Annotated in this window: 6 protein-coding genes and 1 other RNA gene; all 7 read right to left on the minus strand. The window is 66.5% G+C overall.

Annotated elements, in window-relative coordinates; translation table 11 throughout:
- Positions 1 to 467 precede the first annotated feature (467 nt).
- Positions 468 to 2,072 (minus strand): NAD(P)-binding protein, encoded by a 1,605-nt coding sequence (locus AC1D0O_RS23570; protein WP_477655913.1) that lies wholly within the window; start codon positions 2,070 to 2,072, stop codon positions 468 to 470.
- 331 nt (positions 2,073 to 2,403) lie between these two features.
- Entirely contained in the window at positions 2,404 to 3,951 is a 1,548-nt protein-coding gene (locus AC1D0O_RS23575; RefSeq protein ID WP_477655914.1) for a polyamine aminopropyltransferase, read from the minus strand.
- A 61-nt stretch (positions 3,952 to 4,012) separates the two neighbouring features.
- Positions 4,013 to 4,087: non-coding RNA, sX9 sRNA (locus AC1D0O_RS23580), on the minus strand.
- A 58-nt stretch (positions 4,088 to 4,145) separates the two neighbouring features.
- Positions 4,146 to 4,367: a DUF350 domain-containing protein gene (locus AC1D0O_RS23585; RefSeq protein ID WP_477655915.1), complete on the minus strand. Its 222-nt coding sequence runs from the start codon at positions 4,365 to 4,367 to the stop codon at positions 4,146 to 4,148.
- 57 nt (positions 4,368 to 4,424) lie between these two features.
- The gene (locus AC1D0O_RS23590; protein ID WP_477655916.1) at positions 4,425 to 5,942 is read right to left on the minus strand and encodes a DUF4178 domain-containing protein; all 1,518 of its coding nucleotides are present in this window, start codon (positions 5,940 to 5,942) and stop codon (positions 4,425 to 4,427) included.
- Between the two features lie 38 nt (positions 5,943 to 5,980).
- Positions 5,981 to 7,015: an SPFH domain-containing protein gene (locus AC1D0O_RS23595; RefSeq protein WP_477655917.1), complete on the minus strand. Its 1,035-nt coding sequence runs from the start codon at positions 7,013 to 7,015 to the stop codon at positions 5,981 to 5,983.
- Between the two features lie 111 nt (positions 7,016 to 7,126).
- Positions 7,127 to 18,262: a YDG domain-containing protein gene (locus tag AC1D0O_RS23600; RefSeq protein ID WP_477655918.1), complete on the minus strand. Its 11,136-nt coding sequence runs from the start codon at positions 18,260 to 18,262 to the stop codon at positions 7,127 to 7,129.
- Positions 18,263 to 18,267 lie beyond the last annotated feature (5 nt).

An 18,267-nucleotide genomic window follows, 5' to 3' on the forward strand; every position in this document is an offset into this window, starting at 1 on the left:
AGACGGGGTCTCGCTAAACTCGCCTTCGGCTCAAACAACGCGATCCCTGATCCGTCTGGCCCTGCGCTCCTCGGCGCATCCACAAGGGGTGGGAGCGGGGAGAAGAAATCCAAATACTGAATACCTGAAGAAACAAGGACTCGCCGTGGCGAGTCCTTGTTTGTCTTGGTTTGTTCTTTGGTATTTGTCTTCTGTCCCCGTTCCCGATTGCCCCGTCCTGGCTGGGCCGAGGAGCGCAGAGACAAGCGGATCAGGGCTGGCGTTGTTTGAGCGAAGCGCAGCGTAGCGAGTTTAGCCAGACCCCGCTTGGCTCGAGCACCGCAGGTTGCCCGCAGCGAAGCGTAGGGACCCAGACTGCGGGTCGCCTTTTCTTTGGTGACTTTCTTTTGGCGAAGCAAAAGAAAGTTACTTGCTGCCGGCAACCCCGGCCAGCAGAACCAAGAGAAGACCATCCCGTCGGAAACCCCTCAAGCCAATCCCAAGGACATCCCTCGCCGATGCCCCTGAGTAAACGCCTCCTCAAAAACCGAATACCCAGATAAATCACCATGCGCAAAATGCAGCCGCCGCCAAGGCAAAGGCAAAGCAGCTTGCAAGGCCCGCAGTGCCGAACTGCCGCGCACACCCGGCACGGGCGTACTCATCGCATGCCCGTACCGCATAACCTCCATGCGCGTGACCTTGCCGGGCAGGTCGGGATGCGGCACCGAGAGTTCGGCCAGCACGCTATCGCGCCAGTGCGTCCAGGGTTGCTCATACAGGGCCTTGCGACCAGCCGCCCCAATGCCGAAGGCGCGGTAGTAAGTCAGCACCGTCGCGCCGGGTACGGCCTGCAGGCTCTGATGCGTGGCGTCGACGTACCCCAGGCCGGGGTTGTCGCCGTAGACCACGTTGTCCCAGCTGGGCGCGGCGCCGGGCCGGTCGTGCAGGGCTGAATCAATGTGCAGGTTGGCGACCAGCCAGGGGGCGTAACGCAGCTGGCCGGCGGCTTCGCGCAGCGCGGGCGGGGGGCTTTCCACGACGCGGGCGGCGATGAACAAGGGCAGGGCGACGATGCAGTGCTCGGCCTGCCAGCGTTCCACGGCCTGTGTGGCCGCGTTGAAGGCATCGATCTCCACGCCGTGCCGGCCCGCGGCGACGCGGACGACCACACGGCCGGTATGCAGGCGCTCGCCCAGCGGCGCGGCCAGTTGCCGCGTGAGCCAGCCGTTGCCTTCGGGCCAGGTCAGCACGCCGGCGTCGCGCTCGGCCGAAGGCGGCTCGCCGGGCGCCTGGAAGCCGTGGCGGCTCGCGAAATAATGGATGCCTGCCCAGGCCGAGACCGTGTCCAGGCCGGCGCCGTAGTCGTCGCGGCAGCAGTAGTCGAGGTACCAGCGCAGCGGCGCGCGCGTGAGCTGCTGCTGGTCCAGCCAGGCTTCAAAGCTCAGGCTGTCCAGCACACGATGCGGCGGCGGTGCGACGCCGGAAAGCGGAATCGAAAAGGGCGCGGCTTCCGCGGCCTGCCGCACCAGCCGCGCAAAGCGCTGGTAGTCGGCCAGCAGCGCGGCGTCCATGTCCTGCTGGGGCAGCAGGCCCTCCTGCCACTGGCCGTTCATGAAGAGGCGCTCCTGCGGGCTGTGGCACAGGTGGCGCTCGTCATATTCCCAGCGGCCGGCCACGCGCCGGCGCAGCGACAGCTCTTCGAGAAAATCCTGCACCTCGCGTGCACCGTCGCCGGGTACCGGCAGGTAGTGCGCGCCCAGCGGACAAGGCAGGCCGCCGACCACGCCGCCGCGGCTGTTGCCGCCGGCGCTGTCCTCAAGTTCCAGCATCGCGAAATCATTCATGCCGCGCAGACGCAGCGCGCGCGCCGCCGCCAGGCCGGCGACACCGCCGCCGGCAATCAACACGCGGGTGCGACGGGTGACGGACGGGGCGGGCCATGAGCGCGTTTCGCCGGCGGCGGACGGGCGCAGCGTGTGGCCGCGTTCGTGGTTCACGCCGATAAAGCCGCCGTCGATGTGCCGAGCCTCTTTGCAGCCGGCCAGCGCCAATGGCAACGCGGACGCTGCCAAAAAATCACGCCGCTTCATGCTCTTGCTCCTTCCCCCGCTGGGGGAAGGTTGGGATGGGGGCCTGCGGCGATGGTGACGCCGTCGGCCCTGTCTTGCAGACCGCAGCCCCGGCTGAGCCTGGGCCTCTTCGCGCTGTCCAGATGCGCGCAGGCGCATCTGGAGCCGCAGCGCTCAGCCCCTGCCCTCTCCCAGGGGGAGAGGGAGTTAAACCCGAAACACCGCGCCGTTCCTCCGGCTCCTTCCCCCGCTGGGGGAAGGCTGGGATGGGGGCTGCGTGCACCAACACGGCCGCCAGCCCCCACCCCTGCCCTCCCCCAGAGGGGGAGGGAGTGAAACCCAGAATACGGATTCACCGCAGCACCTTGCCCCATTCCTGCTCGTAGCTGTGCACCAGCTCCTGGTTGGAGAGCCGGTTGACGGGCGCCGGCACGCGCGCCATGTCGACCGGGAAATCGAACAGCAGCGGCAGGGTTTGAGGATCCAGAAAACGCAGGCCGGAGGGCAGGGCGCCGGCTTGTGTCGCGGGGCTGAAAGGCCGGCGGCTGGCGACCACAAAACCCCATTCGCCGAAGCTGGGCACATTGGCATGGTAAGGCGCGGTCTTCAGGCCCACGGCTTCCAGCGTGCTCACCACCGTCCAGAAGCTGCGGCGCGCCACCAGCGGCGAGGTGGTCTGGATCACCGCATAGCCGCTGGCCGAAAGGTGGCTGTCGAGCAGCGCGTAGAACGAGTTGGTGTAAAGCTTGCCGATCGAAAAATTGGTGGGGTCGGGGAAGTCGACCACGATGATGTCGAACATATCCGCGCTCTTGTCCAGCCACTGGAAGGCGTCGGCATTCACCACCTTCACCTTGGGCGACAGCAGTGCGTCGCCGTTGAGGCGCTTCAAGGCCGGCTGCTGGCTGAAGAGATCGGTCATGGCCGGGTCCAGCTCGACCAGCGTGATGCTTTCCACGCCGGGGTACTTGAGGATCTCGCGCACCGCCATGCCGTCGCCGCCGCCCAGCACGGCGATTTTTTTGGGGGCGCCGTGCGCGCTCATCACCGGGTGCACCAGCGCTTCGTGGTAACGGTATTCGTCGCGCTCGGCGAACTGCAGGTTGCCGTTGAGGAACAGCCGGTGGCCGCCGCGGCCGTTGGTCACCACGATGCGCTGGTAAGGCGTGGTGGCGGTGAAGACCACGCGGTCCTGGTAAAAATGGTCTTCGGCCAGCGTGGTGATCTGGTTCGCGCCCACAAAGCCGGCGCCCAGTGCGCACAACACCGCCAGGCAGGCCATGGCGTGCGCCCTGACGTGCCGCAGCTCATGGCGGAACAGCCACAGCGCCCACAGTGCGACGGCCGCGTTCATGAGGCCAAACAGCATGCCGGTGCGAATCAGGCCCAGCTGCGGCACCAGCACCAGGGGAAACGCCAGCGACACGGCCAACGCGCCCAGGTAGTCGAAGGTCAGCACCTGCGAGACCAGTTCCTTGAGCGCGACGTTGCGCCGCAGGATGCGCATCACCAGCGGAATCTCCAGCCCCACCAGCGTGCCGACCAGCAGCACCATGGCATACAGCAGAAAGCGGAACGCGCCGGGGACATAAGCATTCGCCAGGAACAGCACGGCCGGCAAGGCCCCACCGACCAGCGCCACCATCAACTCAATGCGCAAAAAATGGGCCGGCAGCTGCCGCTCGAAAAACCGCGACAGCCAGGACCCGATGCCCATGGCGAACAGGTAGCTGCCGATGATGGTGGAAAACTGCAACACCGAATCACCGAGCAGGTAAGAAGCCAGAGCCCCCGCCGCCAGCTCATACACCAGCCCGCACGCAGCCACGACAAAGACGCTGGCCAGCAGCGCGACTTCGAGAGGGCGCGGGGTCGGGATGGTGGAGGATTCAGTGTTCAAAACAGAAATGCCGATGGAGATGACGAGAGAAACGCGATGCGAAGCGAGCTAGCAATACGGCAGCGCCCAGGGCGTAGCGAGCGGGCCGCGGGCAAGGCGGACGGAGCACAGGAACCGGAGCGTACTTCAGGTACGTGAGGATTCCGAGCACCGGACCAACGCCGCCCCCGGTCCGCGCAGTAGCCCCGAAAGAACTAGCCGTGGATGGCGGCGGCTACGATGATGCAAATGCCCAGCGCCATCGCAGCGACGACCAGCGCCAGCGCCACATTCTGCTTCTCGACAATTTCCAGCCACAAGTCGTAAGGCGTGATCTTGTCGATGATGACAAAACTCAGCCAGAAGATGATCACGCCGATCAGCGCGAACAGGATAGAGCCGAGGAAAGCGGCGGGTTTAAGCCATTCAAGTCCCATGATGGTCTCCAGAAAAAGTCTGCCAGGTTGAACAGAAGAAACAAAAAGAGGCGGCGGTCATTTGTGGCCGCCCCCGCCGGAAAAACCGCCGAACGAGCCGCCTGAACTGCGCGAGCTGCTGGAGGAGGAACAATTTTCAATCTTCGGGTCGCAGCTTGAGCAGCGGCCTATCAGAAAGAGGAACAGCAAAATCAGCAGCACCACCACGATGATGGTGCCGCAGCCCATGCCGGCGGCGCCGCTCAGCGGCTTGGCGTCTTCGCGCTTGAACAAATCCTTCTTGCCGTCGAGCTTGAAGGCCTTGGCGACCAGTTCGCCGTCCAGCTTGCTGCCGCTGGACCAGGTGATTTCATGGGGCGCTTCTTCCTGCGACAGCAAGGCGCTGCCGCTGCGGAAGTCCCGGTTATACGTCTTTTGCCCGCGCTGGACCTGCCAGTAGAACTCGCCGGCGACATAGCTGGTTTCGGCCTGGTAGCTGCTTTGCAGCGGGTAGTTCGTCTTGAGGTAAACGGCGCTGTTTTCGCCGGGCTTGAAAATGGGCGCGCCGGTGATCGGCTTGACCAGGCTCCAGCCGTCTTCGGCGTCGACCAGAAACGTAAACCCGCGCTTCTGGTTGTAGAGCAGGTATTCGTCCCAGCCGAAATGCTCGTCCGGGTCGTCGGCCTCGTAGCCCATGCGGTGCTGGAAACCCACGACCTGCCATTGCGCGCCCGACAGCTGGCCGACAGTCCCCAGCGCGATCAGCGGGCTGACGGGTTCGTCCTGGATCGCATGTTTGAGCGCGGCGCCCGTCCCCTGCGTGAGGTCGATGATGCTGTTGCAGGAGCGGCAGGTGATGCTTTTGCTGCCGGCCAGCGTGACCTCGACCGGCGCGCCGCAGTTGGGGCAGCTGAACTGCTTGCCTTTTTCGTCCTTGGCGGATTCGTCTTTCAGGCCGCTGAGCTTGAGCTCGTCCAGCAGCACGGCACGGCCCAGCGACAGCGCGGGCGCCCCGCCGCCGGCCACCGTGCCGTAGTCGATGCTGAGCACATCGCCGTCGGCGCTGCGCAGTTCCACCATGACAAAAGGCGCGCCCAGTGCCGGCAGGCGCGGCAGCTCGCCCTGGGCCGACAGCAGCGACACGCCCTCGTTCGAGGCCACGCTGAAGGGCTTGGCGTTGATGGCGGTGGTGGCGCCGACGCGGAAGCTCTGGGCCGGCGGCACCTCGCGCTTCAGGCTGGTGGGCAGGCTGAAAACGTAAGCGCCGTTGTCTTCGCTCAGGAAGGCCGGCTTGCCGTCGTCCAGCACGGCGTACCACTCGGTCCAGGTGCCTTGCGCGTACCGGTATTGCAGGCGGCCGACCAGCGTGAAGTTACGGCCCTGCCAGACCCCCGAGGCCTGCAATTGCAGCGGGCTGAAGTCATTGAACAGCTCGGCCATCTTGCCGATGCGCGACAGCGTGTCGCCGTCGCGCACGACCGTGCTCTGGCAATAGCCGCAAACCGCGTGCGTGGACTGCGCGCTGCGAAATTCAACGGGCGCGCCGCAGCCGGGACACGGCGCGCGGTAGGCGCGTTGCTGGGGCTCGGATGCCAAGGTGGGCGGTCAGTGAACGATGCGCGGCGGGGCCGGCATCAGACCAGCTTCTTGAGCAGCTCGGCCTTCTTGGCGTCGAACTCTTCCTGCGTGAGGATGCCCTTGGCCTTGAGTTCGCCGAGCTTCTCAAGCGTGGCCATCACGTCGTCGGGCTTGACGGCGGCGGCAGCCGCCGCGGCGGCCTGCGCAGGATTGCCCTGCAGGCCTTGCTGCAGGTTTTGCGCCAGCACCTGGCCCAGCGCCACGCCGGCGCCCAGGCCCATGGCGTCGCCGGCAATGCCGCCGCCACCGCCTACGCCCTCGGCGAACTTTGGAATCGCCTGCGCCGTCTGGTACTGCATGAACTTGCCCATGTCGTTGCCGACCATGCCCATGCCGATTTTCTGGTCCAGGATTTTCTGCAGCTCTTCGGGCAGTGAGACGTTCTGCACCGTCATGCCCTCGAGCTTGAGGCCTATCTTGGCGAACTCGGGGGTGAGCTGCGTGACCAGCGCCTGCGCGAAGGCCAGCTGGTTGGCGGCCAGGTCCAGGAAGGCGATTTCACTGGAGGCGATGGCGTTGGAAATATTCTGCAGCACCAGGCCGCGCAGCTGGCCGTCGAGGTCGGCCGTGCTGTAGCGCTCGCGCGTGCCCGAGATTTCGGTGTGGAAAAGCTTGGGGTCGGCGATGCGGAAGTTGTAGTTACCGAAGGCGCGCAGGCGAACGGCGCCGAAGTCTTTGTCGCGAATGGTGATGGGCTGGGGCGTGCCCCACTTCTGGTCGATCTGCTGGCGCGTGCTGAAGAAGTAAACGTCGCTCTTGAAGGGCGATTCGAACAGCTTGTCCCAGTTCTTGAGGTAGGTCAGGACCGGGATGGTCTGCGTGGTCAGCTTGTGCATGCCGGGGCCGAAGACGTCGGCGACCTTGCCCTCGTTGACGAACACCGCCATCTGCGACTCGCGCACGGTGAGCGAGGCGCCGTACTGGATCTCCATGTCGGCCATCGGGAAACGCCAGGCCAATGTGCCGTCGCCGTCCTCGGTCCACTGGATGATGTCGATGAACTGTTTCTTGATGAAGTCCATTAGTGCCATGGCGCGCTCCCCTATGCTATGAAGTGAGTTGTCGGCCACATGATACCCGGCGAAAACGTCACCAGGTCGGCTAAATGTCGTCCGCAAACACAGACAGGCGGGGGCCGCCGCTTACTGCCCCTGGCCCGCCTGCGGCACGCCAGCCAGGCAATTCACGATGCCGGCCCCGACGGTGCAGTCGCCCTGCGCCGGATTGGCGGCGTCGGGCGTCTCAGGAAAGCCCGCCAGGCGGAAAGGCGGTGCCTCCGTCGTCTCGGCCAGTTCCTGCGTGCTCCGTATGCCGGCCGCACGGCGGAAGGCCTGTTCACGCCGGTCGTCGGCTTCCAGCACCGGCAGCGCGGTGCCGTTGACAACACGCAAATCCCCGGTCCGCTCGGCCATATTGGCCGGCGCCGGCGTGATGTTGGCCGTGGTGGCGGCCGTGGTGTTGAGCAGCACGTAATTGCCGGCGTCCGCACCCGACAGCGTGATGCCGGTGATGCTGACGGGCTTGCCGGTGCCGACGGCGGGTGTGTCGAAGTTGCCGGTCGCGGCGCCCACCGTCAGCGCGTCCGCGCCTATGCGGCCGGTAAAGGCCGCGGCGCCGGTCGCCAGCGTGGCGGCCGTGGTGGCGTCCTGCACCTTGTCGGCGGCGGTGATGCCGCTGACATTGGCGATGGAGGCCGGCGTGATGGTCGCCGTGGTGGTGGTCGTGGTGTTGACGCTGTAATTACCGGCGTCGGTGCCCGTGATGGCGATGCCGCCGACGTTGACCGTCTTGCCGATGCCGGCATTCTTGTCGGTGAAGGCCGCCGACGTGTTGCTGGCGGCGAGCACGTCGCCGGCAACCCGGTTGTCGTTGAGCGTCACCGTCGCGGCCGTGCCGCCGTCGTACACCTTGTTTTGTGCCGCGGCGCCAACGGTGAGGGCGCGCTGCGTGATGTCGGCGGTGGTCGCCGCCGTGGTGTTGGCGCTGTAGTTGCCGGCATCGGTGCCGGTGATGGCGATGCCGGCCACGCTCACAGCCTTGCCGATGCCCACATTCTTGTCGGCGAAGCTGGCAGCGGTATTGCTGGCGCTGAGCACGTCGCCCGCGACGCGGTTGTCCGTCAGGGTCACGCCGGCGGCGGTGCCGCCGTCGTAGACCTTGTTGTTTCCCGTGGCATTGACCGTGAGCGCGCGCTGCGTGATGTTGGCCGTGGTGGCCGCCGTGGTGTTGACGCTGTAGTTGCCGGCGTCGGTGCCGCTGATGCCGATGCCGCTGACGCTGACGGCCTTGCCGGTACCGACGTTCTTGTCGGCGAAGTTCGCGGCCGTGTTGCTGGCGGTGAGCACATCGCCGGCGACCCGGTTGTCCGCCAGGGTCACGCCGGCCGTCGTACCGCCGTCGTAGACCTTGTTGCTTCCCGTGGCACTGACCGTGAGGGCGCGCTGTGTGATGTTGGCGGTGGTGGCCGCCGTGGTGTTCACGCTGTAGTTGCCGGCATCGGTGCCGGTGATGCCGATGCCGCTGACGCTGACGGCCTTGCCGGTACCCACGTTCTTGTCGGCAAAGCTGGCAGCGGTGTTGCTGGCGCTGAGCACATCACCCGCAACACGGTTGTCGGACAAGGTGACGGTGGCAACGGTGCCGCCGTCGTAAACCCGGTTCTGGCCGGCGGCGCTGACCGTGAGGGCGCGCTGCGTGATGTCGGCCGTGGTGGCGGCGGTGGTGTTGACGCTGTAGTTGCCGGCGTCAGTGCCGGTGAGGGCGATGCCGCTGACGCTGACGGCCTTGCCGGTGCCCACGTTCTTGTCGCCAAAGCTGGCCGCCGTGTTGCTGGCCGTCAGCACATCGCCCGCGACGCGGTTGTCGGCCAGGGTCACGCCGGCGGTGGTGCCGCCGTCGTAGACCTTGTTGCTTCCCGTGGCGCTGACCGTGAGGGCGCGCTGGGTAATGTTGGCCGTGGTGGCCGCCGTGCTGTTGACCGAGTAATTGCCGGCGTCAGTGCCGGCAATGCCGATGCCGCTGACGTTTACTGTCTTACCGGTACCAACGTTTTTGTCAGCGAAGCTGGCGGCCGTGTTGCTGGCGGTGAGCACATCACCGGCGACCCGGTTGTCGGCCAGGGTCACGCCGGCCGTCGTACCGCCGTCGTAGACCTTGTTGCTCCCGGCAGCGCTGACCGTGAGGGCGCGCTGTGTGATGTTGGCGGTAGTGGCTGCCGTGCTGTTGACCGTGTAGTTGCCGGCGTCGGTGCCGCTGATACCAATGCCGCTGACGCTGACGGCCTTGCCGGTACCGACGTTCTTGTCGCCAAAGCTGGCCGCCGTGTTGCTGGCGGTGAGCACGTCACCGGCAACCCGGTTATCGAGGAGCGTCACTGTGGCGATGGTGCCGCCGTCATACACCCGGTTCTGGCCGGTGGCGCTGACGGTGAGGGCGCGTTGCGTGATGTCGGCCGTGGTGGCCGCCGTGGTGTTGACCGAGTAATTGCCGGCGTCAGTGCCGGTAATGCCGATGCCGCTGACGTTCACTGTCTTGCCGGTGCCGACGTTTTTGTCGCCAAAGCTGGCCGCCGTGTTGGTGGCCGTCAGCACATCGCCGGCGACGCGGTTGTCCGCCAGGGTCACACCGGCGGTGGTGTTGCCGTCGTAGACCTTGTTGCTTCCCGTGGCGCTGACCGTGAGGGCCCGCTGCGTGATGTCGGCCGTGGTGGCCGCCGTGGTGTTGACCGAGTAATTGCCGGCGTCAGTGCCGGCGACGGCGATGCCGCTGACGTTCACGGTCTTGCCGGTGCCGGCGTTCTTGTCGATGAAGCTGGCGGCCGTGTTGCTGGCGGTCAGCACGTCGCCCGCGACGCGGTTGTCGGCCAAGGTCACGCCGGCGGTGGTGTTGCCGTCGTAAACCTTGTTGGTCCCGGTGGCGCTGACCGTGAGGGCCCGCTGCGTGATGTCGGCCGTGGTGGCCGCCGTGGTGTTGACCGAGTAATTGCCGGCGTCGGTGCCGGCAATGCCGATGCCGCTGACGTTCACTGTCTTGCCGGTGCCGGCATTCTTGTCGATGAAGCTGGCGGCCGTGTTGCTGGCGGTCAGCACGTCGCCCGCGACGCGGTTGTCGGCCAAGGTCACGCCGGCGGTGGTGTTGCCGTCGTAAACTTTGTTGGTCCCGGTGGCGCTGACCGTGAGGGCACGCTGGGTGATGTTGGCCGTGGTGGCCGCCGTGGTGTTGACCGAGTAATTGCCGGCGTCGGTGCCGGTAATGGCGATGCCGCTGACGTTCACCGTCTTGCCCGTGCCGGCGTTCTTGTCGATGAAGCTGGCGGCCGTGTTGCTGGCGGTCAGCACGTCGCCCGCGACGCGGTTGTCTGCCAAGGTCACGCCGGCGGTGGCGTTGCCGTCGTAAACCTTGTTGGTCCCGGCGGCACTGACCGTCAGGCTGCGTGCCGTGACGGTGCCGATGTTGCCGGTGAGGGTACCGCCGCCCGACACCTGGTAGCCGTACACCGTGGTGGCGCCATTGGAAGCGGTGGTGGTAACGCCGGATACGCTGACCGTCTTGCCTGTGCCGGCGTTCTTGTTGTCGTAGCTGCCGGCAGCCGGGTTGTTAAGGGTGATCACGTCGCCGTCGATGGCCCCGGAACTGGTGAAGTTGCCGGCCGCCAGCGTGGCGCTTGCGGTCCCGTCATACACCTTGCTCACCGTTCCGGTGAGTCCGGCGGAAATGGTTGGCGCCACGGAATGGACAAAGCCGTTGCCGGTGCCCAGGAGGGCGCTGCCATACGTTGCGTTGTACTGCTTGAACGCGGCGGTCAGCCCACCTTTGACATCCGAGACGGGACTGGTCGAATAGACCAGCCAGCGCCCGGACGGCGTCGCCAGCGCCCCGGCGCCCACGTTGTTGATGAAGTTGCCGCTCGTCGTCAGCACAATGGCGTCGCCGCTGCCGCTTGTGCTGATGAAGTTGTTGAGCGTGAGATTGCCACCGAGCGCCCGCGCGCTCAGGCTGTCTGCAGACACCTGACCAAGGGCCAGGGCGCCGGCGTTGACGACACTGGCCGCCCCGGCCGTCAGGATGGTAAGGTTGCCGGTAAAGTTGTTCGATGTGTTGCTGGCGGTGATCGCCCCGCCGCCGTTGCTGGCCAGCTTGACGTTGTTTCCGGTCACCTGGCCGGTGTAGATCTGCGCGCCGCTGGTGGTCAGCGTGTTGCCTGTACCAAAGGCGACCAGGCCCGCGCTCGACACCGAGGCGACGGTATCGCTGAAGCTGTTGAAGTCGAGCGTGGCACCGGACAGGACGTTGACGGCCGACGCGGCGCCGATCGCATTGGCAACGCCGAGCCTCAGTGTGCCGGCGTTGACGGCGGTGGCTCCCGTATAGGTGTTCACGCCGGACAGCGTCAGCTGCGAGGTGGCGCTGTTTTGCACCACGCCGGTCACGCCGGTGCCTATCACCTTGCTGATGGTGCTGCCGCCCGTGCCCGTGCCGCTATTGGTCACGGTCCCGACGTTGTTCAATGCCCCGGCGCCCGACAGCGTGATGGTTCCGGCTCCCGTCGTGTTGAGTGCCAGGTTGCCGGCGCCTGCGACGGCACCGCTCAAGGTGAGGTTGCCGGCCACCGGAGCAAGCCTCAGATCATGGTTGTTGAGTGTGACGGCGCCGCTGAAGGTGCTTGCCGCGCTGGCGGTGATGCTGGCCACGCCGGTGTTACCGGCGGCCACGTTGACCGCGTTGGTGTGCGCAGCGCCGCCGCTGAGCGTGGTGTTGGCGCTGCCGCTGATGTCGCCCAGCGTGATCGCGCCCGTGCCGAAGGCGGCCGCCACGGTTCCTGACACCGTGCCGGCCTTGATCGTCGTACCGCCACTGTAGGTGTTGGCGCCCGACAGGGTCAGCTGTGAGGTGGCGCTGTTTTGCACCACGCCAGTGACGTTGCTGCCTATTACCGCACTGATGGCGGTGGCGCCCGTGCCGGTGCCTGTGTTGCTGATCGTGCCAACGTTATTGACGCCGGCGGTCGATAGCGTGACCGCGCCGGTACCGGTTGAATTCAGCGCAAGGTTGCCGGTGCCGGTGATGCCGCCGCTCAGGGTGAGGTTGCTGCCCGCCGGGGCCAGCCGCAAGGCGTGGTTGTTGAGCGTGACCGCGCCACTGAAGGTGCTTGCCGCGCTGGAGGTGATGCTGGCCACGCCGGTGTTGCCGGAGGCCACATTGATCGCGTTGGTGTGCGCAGCGCCGCCGCTGAGCGTGGTGTTGGCGCTGCCGCTGCTGTCGCCGAGCGTGATGGCGCCGGTGCTGAAGGCGGCCGCCACGGTTCCCGACACCGTGCCGGCCTTGATCGCCGTTCCGCCGCTGTAGGTGTTCGCACCGGAAAGCGTCAGCTGCGAGGTGCCGCTGTTCTGCACCACGCCCGTGACGTTGCTGCCTATCACTTTGCTGATGGTACTGCCGCCCGTGCCCGTGCCGCTGTTGGTCAGCGTGCCGGTGTTGTTCAATGTTCCGGCACCCGACAGCGTGATGGCGCCGGCGCCCGTGGTGTTGAGTGCCAGGTTGCCGGTGCCCGTAACCGCACCGGTCAAAGTGAGGGTACTGGCCGCCGGCGCGAGCATCAGGTCATGGTTGTTGAGCGTGACGGCGCCGCTGAAGGTGCTGTTGGCGCTGGAGGTGATGCTGGCCACGCCGGTGTTGCCCGCCGCCACGTTGATCGCGTTGGCGTGCGTCACGGCGCCGCCGCCGTTGAGCGTGGCGTTGGCGCTGCCGCTGCTGTCGCCCAGCGTGATCACACCGGTGCCGAAGGCGGCCGCCACGAGGCCTGATACCGTGCCGGCCTTGATCGTCGTGCCGCCGCTGTAGGTGTTCGCACCGTTCAGGGTCAGCAGCGAAGTGGCGCTGTTCTGCACGACGCCCGTGACGTTGGTGCCAATCACCTTGTTGATGACGGTGCCGCCCGTTCCCGTGCCGCTGTTGGTCACCGTGCCGGTAATGTTCAATGTTCCGGCGCCCGACAGGTTGACGGTTCCGCCCCCCGAGGTGTTCAGGTTGCCGGTGCCCGTAATCGCACCGGTCAAGGTGAGGGGGCTGGCCGCCGGCGCGAGCATCAGGTCATGGTTGTTGAGGGTGATGGCGCCGTTGAAGATGCTGTTGGCGCTGGAGGTGATGCTGGCTATGCCGGTATTGCCGGCCGCCACGTTGATCGCGTTGGTGTGCGTCACGGCGCCGCCGCCGTTGAGCGTCGCGTTGGCGCTTCCGCTGCTGTCGCCCAGCGTGATTGCGCCCGTGCCGAAAGCGGCAGCCACGGTGCCCGATACCGTGCCGGCTTTGATGGTCGTGCCGCTGCTGTAGGTGTTGATGCCCGACAACGTCAGCTGCGAGCTGGCGCTGTTCTGCACCACGCCTGTGACGTTGGTGCCGATGACGTTGCTGATCAGCGTTGCACCGGCGCCGGTTCCGCCGTTGGTAATCGTGCCGGCGTTGTTGGCCGCCGTACCCGACAGCATGATGCCGTTGGCAATCGCGCTGTTGTTGTTGAGCACCAGGTTGCCGGTGCCGTTCACGCCCCCGGAGACCGTGAGCAGCCTGGTACCGCTGGCGTTGCTGTTGGTCAGGGTCGTGCCAGCGCCATTGACGGTAAGTGCGCCGCTGACGGTGAGTGCCGAGGTGGCACTGTTTTCGGTAATGGCCGTGACGTTGGAACCCACCGCCGCGCTGATCGTCGTTGCACCGGCACCCGTTCCGGTGTTGCTGATGGTGCCGCTGTTGTTCACCGCACTGGCGCCCGAGAGCGTGATTGTCCCGGCTCCGGTTGTGCTGAGTGCCAGGTTGCCCGTACCCGTGACGCCGCCGCTCAGGGTGAGGGTGCTGGTTGCCGACGCGAGCTGCAGGTCGTGGTTGTTGAGCGTGACCGCGCCGCTGAAGACGCTGTTCGCGCTGGAGGTGATGCTGGCCACGCCGGTGTTGCCCGCCGCCACGTTGACCGCGTTGCTGTGCGTCACGGCACCGCCGCCGTTGAGCATCGCGTTGGCGCTGCCCGCGCTGTCGCCCAGCGTGATTGCGCCCGTGCCGAAGGCTGCCGCCACGGTGCCCGATGTCGTGCCGGCCTTGATCACCGTGCCGCTGGTGTAGGTATTCGCGCCGGAAAGCGTCAGCTGTGAAGTGGCGCTGTTTTGCACTACGCCGGTCACGCCGGTGCTGATGACCTTGCTGATGACGGTCGTGCCGGTGCCGATTCCGGTGTTGCTGACCGTGCCCGTGTTGTTCAATATCGCGGCGCCCGACAGCGTGATGCCGTTGGCAATCGCGCTGTTGTTGTTGAGCACCAGGTTGCCGGTGCCGCCCACCGCGCCTGTGACGGCGAGCACCGAGGTGCCGCTGGCGTTGCTGTTGGTCAGCGTTGTGCCCGCGCCGTTGACGGTAAGTGCGCCGCTGACGGTGAGTGCCGAGGTGGCACTGTTTTCGGTAATGGCCGTGACGTTGGAACCCACCGCCGCGCTGATCGTCGTTGCACCGGCGCCCGTTCCGCTGTTGGTCACGGTACCGGTGTTGTTCAGCGCCCCGGCGCTCGACAGCGTGATGGTTCCGGCTCCCGTCGTGTTGAGTGCCAGGTTGCCGGTGCCTGTGACCGCACCGGTCAAGATGAGGTTGCTGGCGGCCGGCGCGAGCCTCAGGTCATGGTTGTTGAGCGTGACGGCGCCGTTGAAGGTGCTGTTGCCGCTGCTGGCGCTGGAGGTGACGCTGGCCACGCCGGTATTGCCGGCCGCCACGTTGATGGCGTTGGAGTACGCAACGGCAGCGCCGACGTTAAGCGTGGCGTCGGCGCTGCCGGTGCTGTCGCCCAGCGTGATCGCGCCGGTGCCGAACGAGGCCCCCGTGACGGCGGTGGCCGTGCCCGCCTTGATGCTTGTACCGCTGCTGTAGGTGTTTGAGCCCGCGAGCGTGAGCTGCGAGGTGGCGCTGTTCTGCACGACGCCGGTCACGTTGGTGCCGATCGCCCTGCTGATGCTCGTTGCGCCTGCACCCGTGCCGGCATTGGTGACCGTGCCGGTGTTGTTCAAGGTTCCGCCGGCTGACAGCGTAATGCCGTTGGCGATCGCGCTGTTGTTGTTGAGCACCAGGTTGCCGGTTCCGCTCACCGCGCCCCCGACCGTGAGCAGCGCGCTACCGCTGGCATTGTTGTTCGTGAATGTCGTGCCCGCGCCATTGACGGTGACCGCGCCGTTGACGAACAAGGCCGAAGTGGCGCTGTTTTCGGTGATGGCCGTGACGTTGGCGCCCACCGCCGCACTGATAAAGACAGTGCCTGTACCTGTGCCGCTATTGGTGATCGTGCCGCTGTTGTTGACGGCGGCGCTCGACAACATGATGGCGCCGCCTGTGCTGTTGTTGTTAAGCACCAGGTCGCCTGCACCACTTACGCCGCCCGAAACCGTGAGCGCCGGGCCGCCTGTATTGCTGTTGGTCAGGGTCGTGCCGCCGCTATTGACGGTGAGTGCGCCGCTGACGGTGAGTGCCGAAGTGGCGCTGGCCTCTGTAATGGCTGTGACGTTGGCGCCCACGGCTGCGCTGATGGCCGCCGCACCGCTGCCGGTGCCGGTGTTGCTGATCGTGCCAATGTTGTTCACCCCACTGGCACCCGACAGCGTGATCGTTCCGCTTCCCGTGGTATTGAGTGCCAGGTTGCCGGTACCCGTGACACCTCCGCTCAAGGTGAGGGTATTACCGCCGGCCGGGGCCAGCCTGAGGTCGTGGCTGCTGAGTGTGACCGCGCCGCTGAAGGTGCTGTTGGCGCTGGAGGTGATGCTGGCCGTGCCGGTGTTACCCGCCGCCACGTTGATCGCATTGGTATGCGTGCCGGCAAAGCCGCCATTGAGCGTGGTGTTGGCGCTGCCGCTGCTGTCGCCCAGCGTGATCGCGCCCGTGCCGAAGGCGGACGCCACGGTGCCGGACACTGTTCCCGCCTTGACCGTCGTACCGCTGCTGTAGGTGTTCGCACCCGATAGGGTCAATTGCGAGGTGGCGCTGTTCTGCACGATGCCTGTGACATTGGTGCCGATGACCCTGTTGATGATGCCGCCGCCCGCACCCGTGCCGCTGTTGGTCACAGTGCCGGTGTTGTTCAATGTTCCCGCGCCTGCCAGCCCGACGGCTCCGGCTCCCGTGGTGTTGAGTGCCAGGTTGCCCGTGCCCGTGACCGAACCGAGCAAGGTGAGGTTGCTGGCCGCCGACGCGAGCCGCAAGTCGTGGCTGTTGAGTGTGACCACGCCGCTAAAGGTACTGACGGCGCTGGAGGTGATGCTGGCCACACCGGTGTTGCCGGCCGCCACGCTGATCGCGTTGCTGTGCGTGCCGGCAAAGCCGCCGTTGAGTGTTGTATTGGCGCTGCCGCTGCTGTCGCCCAGCGTGATCGCGCCGGTGCCGAAGGCGGTGGCGCTGGTCGTGCCCGACAGGGTTCCCGCCTTGACCGTCGTGCCGCCGCTGTAGGTGTTCGCGCCCGACAGGGTCAAGGTGCCCGCGCCATTTTTCACGACCGCTGTTGTCCCCTGGACAAGCCCCGATTGTGTGACGTTGCCGGCGGCGTTGTAATTCAGCGTGCCCCCATTGAGGCTGAAATTTGCTGGCGAAGTGATCGCGCCGGCCGCGTTGAGCGTGACGCCAAGGGCGCCAACGGTGGAGGTGACATTCGCACCCACGCCGAAGGTGATGTTGTTGGAGGCATTGAGGGTCAAGGTCGCTGCACCGCCGGCCGTCTTGGCGATGGCATTGTTGACGCTGATGTCACCGGCCTGGCCGTTGGTGCCGGCGCTTGCGGTCGTGACGTTGACGGAGGTCCCGCCGTTCAAGGCCGTCTGGATGCTCGCCGTGGTCACGATGGCGGCGTCGTTCGTGCTGGTGAAATTGGGCGTTGCCGAGACGTTGGTGTTGGGCCCCGTGGTTTGAATCGTGATGTTGTTCGGATCGAGCAGCCATTGCCCCGCCGCCCCGTTCTGCGCCGAGGCGTCGACGCTGCCCAGCGCCTGCAGAACCGCCTTGCCGCTGGTTTCAACAAAGCCGCCGTCACCGCCTTGCGCTCCGCCCCTGGCCGTGATGCTGCCGTGGAACTGTGTGACGTCATCCGCCCAGACGATGACCTTGCCGCCGTTGCCGCTGCCGAGGGCATCGGCCTTGATGCTGGCGTCGGCGCCTATGTAGCTGCGGTTGGCGTTCTGCACGGCCGCATTGAGGCCCTGGTAGTCACCGCCAATCAGCGCCGTGCCTCCGCCGGCTTCACCGGAAACGTCGATCAACGCGCCGCCGGTCAGCGCGACCTTGTCGCCCAGCACCTTGACCGTGCCGCCCGTCTGCCCCGCCGCGGTGCCGGCCGCGCTCAACTCCCCGCTGACGTTCACGATGCCCGTGGCGCCACCGCTCAGCACGATGGTGCCGTTGCGCTCCACCGCCGAGTTGGCGCGGATGATGCCCGACTGGTTGATGACGGTCGCCATCGCGTCGCCCATGGCGCTGGCCAGCACGGCGACCTGGCCGCCCGAAGCCGTGATGCTGCCGCTGTTGTCGATCGCTGCCTGCGCGGCCGCGGCGTCCACCGAGAAACTCACCAGGCCCACACCCGAGGTGTCGACCGACACACGCGAGCCCGCGAGCAGGCCGACCGAGCCGGCTTCGGCGCTGATGGCGCCGGTGTTGCTGACCTGGGGCGCGGCCAGCAGCACGTAGCCGCCCCGCGCGACGGTGATGCTGCCGTGGTTGCTGACGGCGCCCGTGCCGCTGCCGCTGAAGTTGTAGCGGCCGGCCATGAAGTCGCCGTTGCTGATGTCCAGGCTGGAGGCGACCAGGCCGCCCACATTGACCTGGGCGCCGGGCGCGAACATCACGCCCGAGGGATTGACCAGGAAGACCTGGCCGTTGGCGCTCAGCGAGCCGAAGATGGACGAGGCACCGTTGCCGATGACGCGGTTCAGCGCGACGGAGGCGGCGCCGGGCTGCACGAACTGCATGGACTGGCCGGCGCCGATGTTGAAGCTTTGCCAGTTGAGCACGGCCTTGTCGCTGGCCTGGTTGACCACCATGGCATTGGCCGAGGGTGTGCTGACGCTGGCCTGGCCGGCCACCACCTGCGCGCCTTCGGGCAGGGCGGTGGCCCAGGGCGACACCGCCGCCAGCAGCGTCGCAAGCAACTGCGAAAGGCGGCGGCCGCTGCGGATGCGGTAGGTGGCCGAGAGCTTGCGCGAGAGGCGGACCACCACCGTGCGCACGGACCAGGGGCGGTAAGCGGCGTGGGAATTGGAGGTGGTGGTCATGGTGG

It is taken from the genome of Polaromonas sp. P1_F2, from assembly GCF_056405735.1.